The organism is Flavobacterium aestuarii, assembly GCF_040049115.1.
GTDB classification, from domain to species: Bacteria; Bacteroidota; Bacteroidia; order Flavobacteriales; family Flavobacteriaceae; genus Flavobacterium; species Flavobacterium aestuarii.
On sequence record NZ_JBDLZZ010000004.1, the window covers coordinates 240,209 to 253,071 of the forward strand.

At 33.9% G+C, this 12,863-nt stretch carries 14 protein-coding genes; 13 read left to right on the forward strand and 1 reads right to left on the reverse strand.

What is annotated here, in order from left to right; all coding sequences use genetic code 11:
- The first annotated feature begins 21 nt into the window (after positions 1 to 21).
- Complete coding sequence (priA, locus tag ABEG11_RS06020; RefSeq protein ID WP_348823287.1) at positions 22 to 2,472, forward strand: replication restart helicase PriA; 2,451 nt, start codon at positions 22 to 24, stop codon at positions 2,470 to 2,472.
- A 9-nt stretch (positions 2,473 to 2,481) separates the two neighbouring features.
- Here priA and ABEG11_RS06025 read toward each other — a convergent pair whose 3' ends face one another.
- Entirely contained in the window at positions 2,482 to 3,177 is a 696-nt protein-coding gene (locus ABEG11_RS06025) for a LytR/AlgR family response regulator transcription factor (RefSeq protein ID WP_348823288.1), read from the reverse strand.
- A 165-nt stretch (positions 3,178 to 3,342) separates the two neighbouring features.
- Here ABEG11_RS06025 and rpsF point away from each other — a divergent pair, with 165 nt between their 5' ends.
- The 12 genes from rpsF to porD all read left to right on the forward strand — a co-directional run bounded on the left by rpsF (position 3,343) and on the right by porD (position 12,816).
- Positions 3,343 to 3,684 carry a 30S ribosomal protein S6 gene (rpsF, locus tag ABEG11_RS06030; protein WP_035634940.1) on the forward strand — a complete coding sequence of 114 codons (342 nt, stop codon included), beginning with the start codon at positions 3,343 to 3,345 and terminating at the stop codon, positions 3,682 to 3,684.
- 5 nt (positions 3,685 to 3,689) lie between these two features.
- Positions 3,690 to 3,986 carry a 30S ribosomal protein S18 gene (rpsR, locus tag ABEG11_RS06035; protein WP_007138295.1) on the forward strand — a complete coding sequence of 99 codons (297 nt, stop codon included), beginning with the start codon at positions 3,690 to 3,692 and terminating at the stop codon, positions 3,984 to 3,986.
- 66 nt (positions 3,987 to 4,052) lie between these two features.
- Positions 4,053 to 4,496, forward strand: coding sequence for a 50S ribosomal protein L9 (rplI, locus tag ABEG11_RS06040; RefSeq protein WP_348823289.1), 444 nt, complete (start codon positions 4,053 to 4,055; stop codon positions 4,494 to 4,496).
- Between the two features lie 129 nt (positions 4,497 to 4,625).
- A complete protein-coding gene (locus ABEG11_RS06045; RefSeq protein ID WP_348823290.1) occupies positions 4,626 to 5,099 on the forward strand; it encodes a DUF6495 family protein in 474 nt (157 codons plus the stop codon).
- Positions 5,100 to 5,173: 74 nt separating this feature from the next.
- Positions 5,174 to 7,177: an NAD-dependent DNA ligase LigA gene (gene ligA / locus ABEG11_RS06050; protein WP_348823291.1), complete on the forward strand. Its 2,004-nt coding sequence runs from the start codon at positions 5,174 to 5,176 to the stop codon at positions 7,175 to 7,177.
- Entirely contained in the window at positions 7,167 to 7,856 is a 690-nt protein-coding gene (locus ABEG11_RS06055; RefSeq protein WP_348823292.1) for a hypothetical protein, read from the forward strand. The genes ligA and ABEG11_RS06055 overlap by 11 nt, the downstream gene beginning before the upstream one ends.
- Before the next feature lie 198 nt (positions 7,857 to 8,054).
- Positions 8,055 to 8,573: a DUF6913 domain-containing protein gene (locus ABEG11_RS06060; protein WP_348823293.1), complete on the forward strand. Its 519-nt coding sequence runs from the start codon at positions 8,055 to 8,057 to the stop codon at positions 8,571 to 8,573.
- 9 nt (positions 8,574 to 8,582) lie between these two features.
- Complete coding sequence (dapA, locus tag ABEG11_RS06065; RefSeq protein ID WP_348823294.1) at positions 8,583 to 9,470, forward strand: 4-hydroxy-tetrahydrodipicolinate synthase; 888 nt, start codon at positions 8,583 to 8,585, stop codon at positions 9,468 to 9,470.
- Positions 9,471 to 9,600: 130 nt separating this feature from the next.
- Positions 9,601 to 10,395 carry an outer membrane protein assembly factor BamD gene (locus ABEG11_RS06070; RefSeq protein ID WP_348823295.1) on the forward strand — a complete coding sequence of 265 codons (795 nt, stop codon included), beginning with the start codon at positions 9,601 to 9,603 and terminating at the stop codon, positions 10,393 to 10,395.
- An 8-nt stretch (positions 10,396 to 10,403) separates the two neighbouring features.
- A complete protein-coding gene (locus ABEG11_RS06075) occupies positions 10,404 to 10,721 on the forward strand; it encodes a DNA-directed RNA polymerase subunit omega (RefSeq protein ID WP_035634966.1) in 318 nt (105 codons plus the stop codon).
- 9 nt (positions 10,722 to 10,730) lie between these two features.
- Positions 10,731 to 11,942, forward strand: a complete 1,212-nt coding sequence (gene coaBC / locus ABEG11_RS06080) for a bifunctional phosphopantothenoylcysteine decarboxylase/phosphopantothenate--cysteine ligase CoaBC (protein WP_348823296.1) — start codon at positions 10,731 to 10,733, stop codon at positions 11,940 to 11,942.
- On the forward strand, positions 11,935 to 12,816 hold the full coding sequence (porD, locus tag ABEG11_RS06085) for a type IX secretion system protein PorD (RefSeq protein ID WP_348823297.1): 882 nt from the start codon (positions 11,935 to 11,937) through the stop codon (positions 12,814 to 12,816). Before coaBC ends, porD begins: the two co-directional genes overlap by 8 nt.
- Positions 12,817 to 12,863 lie beyond the last annotated feature (47 nt).

Here is a 12,863-nt window from a genome sequence, read left to right on the forward strand (position 1 = left end):
TCTAATAATCTAAAATCATCCATGCATTTCGTTGAAGTTGTTTTACCGCTTTCTCTTGCCAAAACTTTTACATACAGAGTTTCGGAGGCTGAATTTCTTTTTGTAAAAAAGGGGATGAGGGTTACGGTACCTTTTGGGAAAAACAAAATCTACACGGCTTTGGTTATTGAAATTCACAATAATACACCAGCTTTATATGAGGCCAAGGAAATTCATCAAATTTTAGATACCGCTCCATTAGTAACGGAGTTTCAAATCAATCATTGGCTGTGGATCGCCGATTACTACATGTGCGCCATAGGTGATGTGTACCGCAATGCGATGCCAAGTGCCTTGTTATTGGAAAGCGAAACGTTAATTACAAAAAAAAATGATGCTTCTGTTGATGAAAGTTTACTTTCGGATGATGAGTATTTGATTTATGAAGCCTTACAACAGCAGAGTTCGTTAAAAATTCAGGATATTATTTCGATTTTGAATAAGAAGAATATTTTTCCTGTTATTCAAAAACTGATTGATAAAAATGTTCTGGTGCTTCAGGAAGAACTGCAGGAAACATACAAACCAAAATTGGTTAGATATGTGAGATTACATTCGAAATACGATTCTAATGACGGTTTAAAAGACCTGCTTGAAATTTTAAAAAGTGCCAATAAACAAAAGGAAATAGTTTTGAATTATTTCCAATTAAGCGCTTCCGAAAAAAAGCCGATTACCGTTAAAAAATTGGTAGAAACTGCTCAATCTTCTCCTGCGATCGTGAAGGCATTGATCGAAAAAGAAATTTTGGAAGAGTATTACCTGCAGGAAGATCGAATTAATTTTGCCGGAAAAGGAAGGGAAGATGAACTGCAGTTGAGTTCAGATCAGCAAAAAGCTTTTGATTCCATAAAAGAAAGTTTTGAGGAAAAATCAGTTTGTCTTTTACACGGAATTACGTCAAGCGGAAAAACAGAAATATACATTAAGCTTATAGAGGAATATCTGGACACGGGAAAGCAGGTGCTGTATCTGTTGCCGGAAATTGTCTTGACTGCTCAATTGGTTTCCAGAATCAGAGCGCATTTTGGAAATAAAGTGGCTGTTTTTCATTCGAAATATAGTAATAACGAAAGGGTGGAAGTCTGGAATCAGGTTTTATTGAATGCGCCAAAAGCCCAGATTGTTATTGGTGCCAGATCAGCTTTGTTTCTGCCTTTCTATGACTTGGGATTTATAATTATAGACGAAGAGCATGAGCAGACTTTTAAGCAGTCAGATCCTGCTCCTAGGTTTCACGCCCGTGATTCGGCTATTATTTTGGCCAATGCGCACAAGGCGAAAGTGCTTTTAGGTTCGGCGACGCCAAGCCTTGAGACCTATTATAATGCTAAATCGGGTAAGTTTGGATTTGTCGAAATAATGAAACGTTTTGGAAATTCAAGTCTGCCTGAAGTTTTGCTTGTAGATTTAAAGGATAAGTATTTCCGAAAAAAAATGAACGGTCATTTCAGCGATGTTTTGGTTGAAGAAATTACGGCGTCTTTATCACTGGGAGAACAGGTAATTTTATTTCAAAACAGAAGAGGATATTCACCGATTATAGAATGCATTACCTGCGGACATGTTCCTCATTGTCAGTCCTGCGACGTGAGTTTGACTTATCATAAACATAAAAACCAACTGCGCTGTCATTACTGCGGTTATTCTATCGCAAATCCAACGCATTGTCATGCTTGTCATAGTGTCGATTTGACTACAAAAGGGCTGGGAACGGAGCAGATAGAACAAGAACTTGTAACCATTTTTCCAAATGCCAAAATCGGAAGAATGGATCAGGATACAACACGTGGGAAATTTGGTTTCGAAAAAATAATTGACAGTTTTAAAAATCGGGAGTTTGATATTTTGGTGGGTACACAGATGCTTGCCAAAGGTCTGGATTTTGAAAATGTGAATCTGGTTGGAATCATGAATGCCGATACAATGCTGTATCATCCTGATTTTAGGGCTTTCGAGAGAAGTTTTCAAATGATGACCCAAGTTGCGGGACGTGCCGGACGTTCTGATAAAAAAGGGAAAGTAATTATCCAGACGTATAACCCAAATCACAATACCATACAGCAGGTTACTCATTCCAATTATATAGGAATGTATAATGAACAATTGTATGACAGACAGATATATAAGTACCCGCCATATTTCAGGGTTATAAAACTAACATTGAAACAGCGTGATTTTGATAAACTAAAGGAAGGAGCTATGTGGCTGTATCAAGTGCTGAGCCAGAATCTTGCCATGCCGGTTTTAGGCCCCGAAGAGCCGGCAATCAGTAGAATCCGAAATGAATATATAAGGACAATAATTATTAAAATTCCTCAAAATAATTCCATTGGAGGCACAAAAAAAACTATTCAGAAGATACTGAATAGTTTTGAGGCTGTTTCACAATACAGATCCATTAAGGTTACTGTAAATGTGGATTTCTATTAAAGTAGTTTTTTACGAATAGGCAAGTGCTTTTACTAAGTCTTCTTTTTTATTTCGGCTCAGAGGAATTTTTGTTACTCCGATTTCGGCAAATTTGCTGTTGAAACGGTCAATTTTATCAATATTCACAATATATGATTTGTGCACCCTGATAAATTTCTCCTTTGATAAATCATTTTCAAAGGATTTCATCGTAGAAAGAACAAGATTGCTGTCATCTTCGGTAACTACTTTTACATAATCACCAAAAACTTCAATCCATTTGATCTTGGAAGTAAATATTTTTAGTTTTTTTAGATTGCTCTTAATAAAAATATGTTCTCCTTCGTCTTCCTTGTTTTCCTTTTTAAGAAGGAAATGGTCAATCGCCCTGCGGACAGAGGCATTAAATCGTTCAATGGAAATAGGTTTTTGTAAATAATCGGTTGCATCATAATCAAATGCCTTCATTGCATATTCTGCCTTTGAAGTAATGAAAATAATCTGAGGCTTGGTTTTTAGGCCGTCAAGAAAATCAAAACCGCTGATTACCGGCATCTCAATATCAAGAAATATCAAATCAACAGTATGAACAGTCATACAGCTTTTGGCCTCAATTGCATTCGAAAAATCTCCGATTAAATTTAAGTTGGTATGATTATTAACAAGCTTTGCAATAATCATCCTTTGTATTGAACTATCATCAACGACAACACAGTTTAGCTTCATAGTATCTGGTTTTTGATTTGGTAGAGTAAAAATAGTTTTTTTTTTGATTTAATTTTAAAAATTGGATTTTTTTTTCTCCGTTCATCGATTATAATTGTTTGGAACTTGTTTGTTCGAAAAAAAAGATTACTTTTGCACCCAATTTAACAAATAAATAAATTTTTTATGAATCATTATGAAACTGTTTTCATTTTAAATCCCGTTTTATCTGAGGTTCAGGTAAAGGAAACAGTAAGCAAATTTGAAGATTTTCTTACTAGTAGAGGAGCAGAAATGGTATCTAAAGAAGACTGGGGTCTTAAAAAGATGGCTTACGAAATCCAAAACAAAAAAAGCGGATTTTACCACTTATTCGAATTCAAAGTTGCTGGAGAAGTTCTTGTTGCTTTTGAAACTGAATTCAGACGTGACGAAAGAGTTATGCGTTTCTTAACTGTAAGTCTTGACAAACACGCTATCTCTTGGGCAGAAAGAAGAAGAGCAAAACTTAAATCTCAAAAAGCTTAATTATCATGGCAACATTACAACAATCTGCTTCAGGAAAAAAAGACGGGGATATCAGATATCTTACGCCTTTGAACATAGAAACTAACAAAACTAAAAAGTATTGCCGTTTCAAAAAATCAGGTATCAAATATATCGATTATAAAGATGCTGATTTCTTATTGAAATTCGTTAATGAGCAAGGGAAAATTCTTCCTCGTCGTTTAACAGGAACTTCATTAAAATACCAAAGAAAAGTGTCTGTAGCTGTAAAAAGAGCTCGTCACTTAGCTTTAATGCCATACGTGGCCGATTTATTGAAATAATTAAAAATTAACAGTTGTTGGTTTTCATTATAATGAAACCTAACTTCTCAAACAAAGGACAACAACATGGAACTTATTTTAAGAAAAGACGTTCAGAATTTAGGATTTAAAGATGATGTAGTAACAGTGAAAGCTGGTTATGGACGTAATTTTTTGATTCCACAAGGATTTGCTCATTTGGCTACTGCTTCTGCAAAGAAGGTATTGGCTGAAAACCTTAAACAAAGAGCTCATAAAGAAGCTAAAGTTGTAGCAGATGCAAAAGCATTAGCTGAAGCTTTGAAAGCTATCGAAATTAAAATTTCTGCAAAAGCGGGTGGTGAAAAATTATTTGGATCTATCACTAACATTGATATCGCTGAAGCTTTAGCTAAAGGCGGTCAAGAGATCGATAGAAAATTCATTACTTCTGGTATCGTTAAACGTACTGGTAAATATACTGCTTCTGTAAGATTACACAGAGATGTAATCGTTGAATTAGCATACGAAATTGTTGCTGAAAAAGCATAATTTTTAAATGTATATATTGAAATCCCGATGAAAATCGGGATTTTTTTGTTTAATCAAAAGGCTTTAAGTTAAGTGGCAAGCATGAATTTTGCTTACGGCTTATAGCTTATAGCATAAAGCTTTAAAAAAATGAAATATTCTAGGTTAACCAAAGAGCAGTTTGAAGAATTAACGCAGGAGTTTACTAATTTTTTGGCAACTCAGGCGATTGATAAGGCTGAATGGGATCAAATCAAAACTGAAAAACCGGAAGTAGCGGAGCAGGAATTGGATGTTTTTTCAGATTTAGTTTGGGAAGGCGTTTTGACCAGAGCGACTTATTTGGAATTTTTCTCTAAAAATCATATTTTCTTGTTTCATTGTTTTGATACCTACGTAAAATCAATTGTTTTAAAATCACTGGTTCCCGATGTTGATTTCTTGACGAAGGATGGATTGCAATGGTTAAGTGATAATATGTTTACGGATACTATCGAAATGAAAGTGGGTAAAAAAGAGTTTACCGAAGAACGTAATCTTTCTATTTTTCAATTGATTCAGCAGGGATCTATTTTGAGTGACGGACAATTATATAATCAAATTAATACAATTATTGAATCATAAATTTGATTTTTAAACTTTAAAATGGTTATTTTAGTAGATTGTTAAATCGACTAGAATAGCCATTTTTTTTGTTTATGAATATACAGGATACCATTCAAACGCTTAGGGAAGAACTTAATCTTCACAATCATAATTATTACGTATTGGATAATCCCACATTGTCTGATTATGAGTTTGATATGAAATTAAAGGAACTTCAGGATTTGGAGACTAAGCATCCTGAATTTTTTGATGTTAATTCGCCTACGCAAAGAGTAGGAGGTACAGTTACTAAAAATTTCAAGACTATTCCGCATGAATATCGTATGTATTCTTTGGATAATTCATATTCCAAGGAAGATTTGTTAGATTGGGAAGCGCGTATTCAAAGAGGGCTAGGTAATGTCGATCTGCAGTATACCTGTGAATTAAAATATGATGGAGCTTCAATCAGTATTACTTACGAAAACGGAAAATTGGCTCAGGCTTTGACTCGTGGCGATGGCTTTCAGGGTGATGATGTAACTAATAACATTAAAACAATAAAATCAATTCCTTTGCAATTAAAGGGTAATTATCCTGATAAATTTGATATTCGAGGCGAAATTATCCTGCCATTGAAAGGTTTCGAAAAAATGAATCAGGAATTGATTGAAATTGGAGAAACACCTTATTCAAATCCAAGAAATACGGCATCGGGAAGTTTAAAACTTCAGGATAGTGCCGAAGTAGCAAAACGTCCTTTGGAGTGTTTGTTGTATTCGGTGACTAGTAATAACCTGCCTTTTTCTTCACAAATTGAAGGTTTGGAATCTGCAAGAAAATGGGGTTTTAAAGTGCCGAATGAAGCCAAATTGGCTAATAACATACAAGAGGTTTTTGATTTTATTGATTATTGGGATGTACACCGTCATAATCTGCCTTATGAAACAGATGGTGTAGTTGTGAAAGTTAACAGCATTCTGCATCAGCAGGAATTGGGCTATACTGCAAAATCCCCACGCTGGGCCATTGCTTATAAATTTAAGTCAGAACAAGTTTCAACAAAATTAAATTCCATTTCTTACCAAGTGGGTAGAACTGGTTCCATTACGCCAGTTGCGAATCTTGAACCGGTACAATTGGCAGGAACAATTGTTAAGCGAGCTTCGTTGCACAACGCCGATCAAATTGAAAAATTGGACATCAGAATAAATGATACTGTTTTTGTTGAAAAAGGCGGGGAGATTATTCCCAAAATTATTGCTGTAGATTTAGATAAACGCCCTGAAAATTCAGTAGTTACAAAATACATTACCCATTGTCCGGAATGTCAAACCGAATTGATTCGGACCGAAGGGGAAGCAAATCATTATTGCCCTAATTTTTATGGCTGTCCTCCACAGATTATTGGAAGAATCCAGCATTATATTTCGCGGAAAGCGATGGATATTGAAGGTCTTGGAGGCGAAACGGTTGCCTTGCTTTATAAAAATGATTTAGTGCATAATTATGCCGATTTGTATGAATTGAAAGTGGAAGATATTCTTCACTTGGAAAGGATGGCACAAAAATCGGCTGAGAATCTGGTGAACGGCGTTGAAAAATCAAAGGGAATACCGTTTGAGAGCGTTTTATTTGCACTTGGAATCCGTTTTGTAGGAGAAACAGTTGCCAAGAAACTGGCAAAGCATTATAAAAGCATTGATGCATTACAGCAGGCGACTCTTATGGATTTGATTCTGGTTGATGAAATTGGCGAACGAATTGCCAAAAGCGTAATCGAGTTTTTTGAGAATGAAGAAAACAAGAAAATTATTGAACGATTAAAAAGTTATGGTGTGCAATTTGAGATTGTCGAAAAGGTAAATCCAAATGCGACCGAGAAATTCCTAGGGAAAATCTTTGTGGTTTCGGGTGTTTTTTCGACTTATTCTAGAGACGAGCTTAAAAAAGCTATCGAAGATAATGGCGGTAAAGTTGGCAGTTCCATATCGGCTAAAACGGATTATGTTGTTGCAGGGGATAATATGGGGCCGGCAAAGTTGGAAAAAGCCACAAAGTTGAACGTTTCAATAATTTCCGAAGATCAATTTATAAAAATGTTGAATGAAAGCTAGTACTCCTTCATTGATATTATTTTTTGTCACTTCAATTTTAGCCATTATATTTAAATTATTGGATCACGATATGTTGGTGCTTTATACCAAGTCGATGATAATTCCCTCTTTGTTTATTTATTACCTGGTTTGTAATAATTATAAAATATCATCTTTAAAAGCGATTATTTTTTTGGCGTTTTTTGTTAGGGATGTTTTTAATACATTAAGAATAGGGGAGTCGGCTATGGGTTCTTTTCTGTGTGTTTTATTTGTTTACGTTTTATTATTGTGCATTGCTTTAAAAGAATGGAAGTCTTTTCAATTTGGCTTCAAGGATGCAATTCCTTTTATTTTCTTGGTTTTTTTCCTAAGCTTAATTTGTTATTCTGTTTTAAATCTGAAATTGGAAAACTTGGAATTAGATTTTTCTTTATACGCAGTGTTTGGAGTAATTTTAACTCTTTTGAGTTTAATTTCGATTATAAACTACATCAAGAGCGGGAGTTATGCTTTTTTCAATGGCATGCTAATGAGTATTTGTTTTATTATAACAGATGTCTTTTTTGTTTTATATAAGTTCTACTTCTATAATTATGCCTTTACACTAGTGAGCTTGATTACACAATTCTTGTCCTATTTTTTTATGGTAAATTACTTTCTGGAAAAAGACAAAGAAGATGGTGCTGTTTATTCTTGAGTTGTAAAAATGTTTCTTTCCTTTTGAATTTCTATGTTCCTTGTTGATTTGTTGTCTGCCATAATTTTATATTTCATTTCCAAATTAACTTTACAATGTTAAGAATGTAACAAAAAGTTTTAAAATCTGTTTTAGTTTTTTAGATTTGCTGGCTCAATTGTGACTGAAATAAGTAAATTTGTAACCTAATAAAGTGCTATGTTTTTAAATGTTATAAAAGCCTTTTTATTAAAAAAAAACTTGAAGAAGCAACTATGCAACGTAGAAGATGAATCGTTGAATAGCTCTCTTTCAAGAGTAGGTTTGATAGTTGATGAAAGTCATTTTATAAATACAAAAGCTCTTAAACAAGAAATAATTTCCAATGGAATTTTGGAAGAAAACATTAAAGTTATTGCATTTCGTGATGATTTTAAAAAAAAGGAAATTTATTTGGAGCCAACATTTGGCCTCCATGATTTAAATTTTAAAGGTGAGTTCTGTAATCAGGTAATAAAGGATTTTATTTCAGATGAGTTTGATGTATTAATCAATTATTATATCGAGGAAAAGCCTTTTTTAATGCTTTTGACAAATAATTCAAAAGCAAAATTTAAAGCTGGTTTTTCAGCAGTTGATAAAAGACTGTTTCATATACTGATAAATATTGGTTCAGATGATTACAAAGGTTTTATTAAAGAATTATTTCGTTACTTAAAAATATTAAACAAAATATAAAATTATATTATGCAATCATTAATAGGAACAGGAGTTGCCCTGATAACACCATTTAAAAACGATTTTACAGTTGATGTTGAAGCGCTAAGCAGAATTGTGAATTTTTCGATTGATGGCGGTATTGAATATCTTGTAGTTCTTGGTACTACAGCCGAAAATGCAACACTATCAGAAGACGAGAAGGAACTGGTTATAGCAACTGTAATCGAGGTAAATGCAGGAAGGCTCCCGTTGGTTCTGGGTGTAGGAGGAAATAATACATTGAAAATTGTTGAGGAATTGCGTACAAGAGATTTATCCGCATTTGAGGCTATTCTGTCTGTTTCTCCATATTACAATAAGCCGTCACAGGAAGGAATATACCAGCATTTCAAGGCAATTGCCGAAGCTTCTCCAAAACCTGTAATCCTGTATAATGTACCTGGAAGAACTTCTAGTAATATGCTGCCGTCAACTGTAATTAGATTAGCAAATGATTTTGAAAACATTGTTGCAATAAAAGAAGCAGCTGGTGATTTGGTTCAAGCGATGGAGATTATAAAAAACAAGCCTAAAGATTTCTTAGTGATTTCGGGTGATGATATGATTGCTTTGCCAATTGTTTTGGCTGGGGGTTCTGGTGTTATTTCAGTAATCGGTCAAGGTTTTCCAAAAGAATTTTCTGAAATGATACGTTTGGGATTGAACAGAAAAGTAGACGAGGCGTTTAAGCTTCAATATTTATTATCCGATTGTATCGATATGATTTTTGAGCAGGGAAATCCGGCAGGAATAAAGGAAGTGTTTGAAATTCTGGGTATTGCAGAGAATGTTTTGCGTTTGCCATTGGTATCAGTAAATGAATCATTATCGAGCAGATTGGATCTTTTTGTTAAGAAGATGGTTAAAAAATCTTAAAATTTGTCTCTTTTTTTTAACAAAAGAAATATTTTGTATTAGCTAAATTAATACCTAAATTTGCCACCTAACTTTGGTGGCTTTTATTGTATATATACACAAGGCAATAAAATTAAAATCAGTGAATGAAATGAAAAAAATAATATCTGTATTGCTTGTTGTTTTGTTTTTTAGTTCTTGCAGCGAATATCAAGAAGCATTAAAAAAGGAAGACGTAGCTGTTAAGTTTGATGTTGGAACTAAGTTATATGATGCAGGTAAATATTCAAAAGCCATCCGTCTTTTTGAGCAATTAGCACCATCATACAGAGGGAAGCCACAAGGTGAAAAACTGTTTTACATGTATTCTCAGTCTTTATATAAGACAAGACAGTATTATTTGGCTGGTTACCAATTTGACAGCTTTAATTCAGGGTATCCAAAGAGTGAAAAAGCAGAAGAATGTTCTTATCTAGGTGCTAAAAGTTATGCTATGCTTTCACCAGTTTATAGTATCGATCAAACCGAAACTTTTAAGGCCATTGAAAAGATGCAAGCGTTTATTGACAGATATCCAAATTCGCAATATATTACCGAAGCGAATGAGATTTCCAAAAAATTAAACAGTAAGATTGAACGTAAAGTGTATGAAAATGCATTCGAATATTATAAAATTGAAAATTACAAATCAGCCTTAATCGCATTTGATAATTTTATTGCAGATTATCCAGGGACTTCCTATAAAGAAAAAGCCTTGTATTATAAATTTGATGCCGCTTACTTATTAGCAATAAACAGTGTTCTTACAAAGAAACAAGAGAGACTGGCTACAGCGAAAAATTGTTATAACAATCTGGTTAAATTCAAGCCAGCTACTGAATACAAAAATAAAGCGGACGAAAAGTTAGCTCAAATTGATGTTGAATTACAAAAATATAATAAATAAATAAAGTCATGGATTTAAAAAAGACAAATGCTCCAGTGAATACAATAACTTACAATAAAACAGTTATTGAAGAACCTACTGGAAATGTGTATGAGGCGATAACAATTATGGCTAAAAGAGCAAATCAAATCAATTCTGAAATTAAAAAAGAATTGACTGAGAAATTAGAAGAATTTGCTACCTACAATGATAGTTTAGAAGAAGTTTTTGAAAATAAAGAACAAATTGAAGTTTCTAAATTTTATGAAAAACTTCCAAAACCACATGCTTTAGCTGTGCAGGAATGGCTAGATGGTAAAATTTACCACAGAGAAGCAAATAAATAATATATACTAATGTCAGTTTTAAGCGGAAAAAAGATTTTGCTGGGAATTACTGGCGGAATTGCTGCATACAAAACGGCTTCATTAGTTAGACTCTTCATAAAAGCAGGTGCGCATGTCCAAGTGATAATGACACCTGCTTCTAAGGATTTTATAACTCCACTCACCTTATCTACATTATCAAAAAATGCGGTTTTCTCTGAATTTTATAATACAGATGATAAAAATGAGCAATGGAATAATCATGTAGAATTGGGTCTTTGGGCTGACATCATGCTCATTGCGCCAGCGACAGCCAATACTTTATCTAAAATGGCAAACGGATTGTGTGACAATCTGCTGCTTGCTTGTTACTTGTCTGCAAAATGCCCTGTCTATTTTGCTCCAGCAATGGATTTAGACATGTATATACATCCTTCTACGATTGAAAGCCTTGCCGCCCTGAAAACTTTTGGAAATATAATGATACCAGCTGAAAGTGGTGAATTGGCCAGTGGCTTAACCGGTGAAGGCCGAATGGCCGAACCTGAAAACATCGTATCTTTTCTAGAAGCTGATCTTGAAAGCAAATTGCCTCTCAAAGGAAAAAAAATACTAATTACCGCAGGTCCAACCTATGAAGCAATCGATCCCGTGCGTTTTATAGGGAATCATTCTTCTGGAAAGATGGGATTTGATATTGCTCAGAGTGCGGCTGATTTGGGAGCGACAGTAAAGCTGATTTCGGGACCAACACATTGTACTATCAAAAATCCTTTAGTTGAAGTTATTCCAGTTGTTTCAGCTCAGGAAATGTATGATGCGTGTCATAAGTATTATCAAGATGTGGATGTTGCAATAGCTGCAGCGGCTGTTGCTGATTACAGGCCTAAATATGCAGCTAATCAGAAAATAAAAAAGACAGCTGATAATTTTACAATTGAGCTGGAAAAAACTAAGGATATTTTAGCTTCTTTGGGAGAGCTGAAAAAAAATCAATATTTAATTGGCTTTGCACTGGAAACTGAAAATGAAATTGAGAATGCTAAATCAAAAATTCAGAAAAAAAACTTAGATTTGATAGTTTTAAATTCTTTGCAGGATGAAGGAGCAGGGTTTGGAAAACCGACTAATAAGGTTACCTTTATTGATAATGGTTTTAATATTGAATTTTTAGAATTAAAATCTAAAGAAGAGGTAGCAGATGATATTTTGAACAAAGTAATAGCACATTTTTATGGGTAAAATTGTCTTGTTTTTCTTTTTTTGCTGTGGCTTCCTGCAAGCCCAGCAGTTAAATTGTACAGTGACTTTAAATACCCAAAAGGTTAATAATGCCAATCAGCAGGTTTTTAAAACATTAGAAACAGCTATAAGTGAATTTGTAAATAAAACTGATTGGACAGGTCAGATGCTTTCACAAAAGGAGAGAATCAGCTGCTCGATGTATATTACGGTATCGAGTTATGGTTCCGATCAATTTGTTGCCAATATACAAGTGCAATCTTCCAGAAGTATTTATAATTCTACTTATTCCTCTCCTGTCCTGAATATAAATGACAAGGATTTTACGTTTAATTACACCGAATTTGAAAATTTAACATACATTCCAACCAGTTTTGATTCTAATCTGGTTTCGGTTTTATCGTTTTATTCCTATGTGATTTTAGGAATGGACGCAGATACCTTTGTTCCATTCATTGGCGACCGCTATTTTAAAGAAGCGCTCAATATAGCAAATCTCGCACAGCAGGGCGGTCATAAAGGCTGGAATCAGTCAGATGGTGCTATGAGCAGGTATTATTTGATTAATGATTTACTGTCTCCGACCTATGCTGATATCAGGCAATCCAGCTTTCAGTATTATTCGGGATTAGATGCCATGAGTCAAGATCTCAAAAAAGCAAAAGAATTGATAAAAGGCTCTTTGATAAACTTGTCAAAATTAAATGAGACCAAACCAAATTCCTATTTATTACGTGTTTTTATGGATTCAAAATCAGATGAAATTGTATCTATATTTACAGGAGGTCCCAGCATATCAATAAATGATCTTGTAGAAAGTTTAAACCGGACTTCTCCATCAAATTCAAATAAGTGGCAGTCGTTAAAATATTAGTTTTGATATTTGCTTTCTTTATAACCCAATCAATATTTATACTTAAT

Coding starts and splice junctions, on each gene's coding strand:
- ABEG11_RS06075 (WP_035634966.1), top strand. CDS start 10,404: ATGGATTTAAAAAAGACAAATGCTCCAGTGAATACAATAACTTACAAT.
- ABEG11_RS06055 (WP_348823292.1), top strand. CDS start 7,167: ATGAAAGCTAGTACTCCTTCATTGATATTATTTTTTGTCACTTCAATT.
- ABEG11_RS06045 (WP_348823290.1), top strand. CDS start 4,626: ATGAAATATTCTAGGTTAACCAAAGAGCAGTTTGAAGAATTAACGCAG.
- ABEG11_RS06060 (WP_348823293.1), top strand. CDS start 8,055: ATGTTTTTAAATGTTATAAAAGCCTTTTTATTAAAAAAAAACTTGAAG.
- porD (WP_348823297.1), top strand. CDS start 11,935: ATGGGTAAAATTGTCTTGTTTTTCTTTTTTTGCTGTGGCTTCCTGCAA.
- dapA (WP_348823294.1), top strand. CDS start 8,583: ATGCAATCATTAATAGGAACAGGAGTTGCCCTGATAACACCATTTAAA.
- ligA (WP_348823291.1), top strand. CDS start 5,174: ATGAATATACAGGATACCATTCAAACGCTTAGGGAAGAACTTAATCTT.
- rpsR (WP_007138295.1), top strand. CDS start 3,690: ATGGCAACATTACAACAATCTGCTTCAGGAAAAAAAGACGGGGATATC.
- coaBC (WP_348823296.1), top strand. CDS start 10,731: ATGTCAGTTTTAAGCGGAAAAAAGATTTTGCTGGGAATTACTGGCGGA.
- ABEG11_RS06025 (WP_348823288.1), bottom strand. CDS start 3,177: ATGAAGCTAAACTGTGTTGTCGTTGATGATAGTTCAATACAAAGGATG.
- rpsF (WP_035634940.1), top strand. CDS start 3,343: ATGAATCATTATGAAACTGTTTTCATTTTAAATCCCGTTTTATCTGAG.
- ABEG11_RS06070 (WP_348823295.1), top strand. CDS start 9,601: ATGAAAAAAATAATATCTGTATTGCTTGTTGTTTTGTTTTTTAGTTCT.
- rplI (WP_348823289.1), top strand. CDS start 4,053: ATGGAACTTATTTTAAGAAAAGACGTTCAGAATTTAGGATTTAAAGAT.
- priA (WP_348823287.1), top strand. CDS start 22: ATGCATTTCGTTGAAGTTGTTTTACCGCTTTCTCTTGCCAAAACTTTT.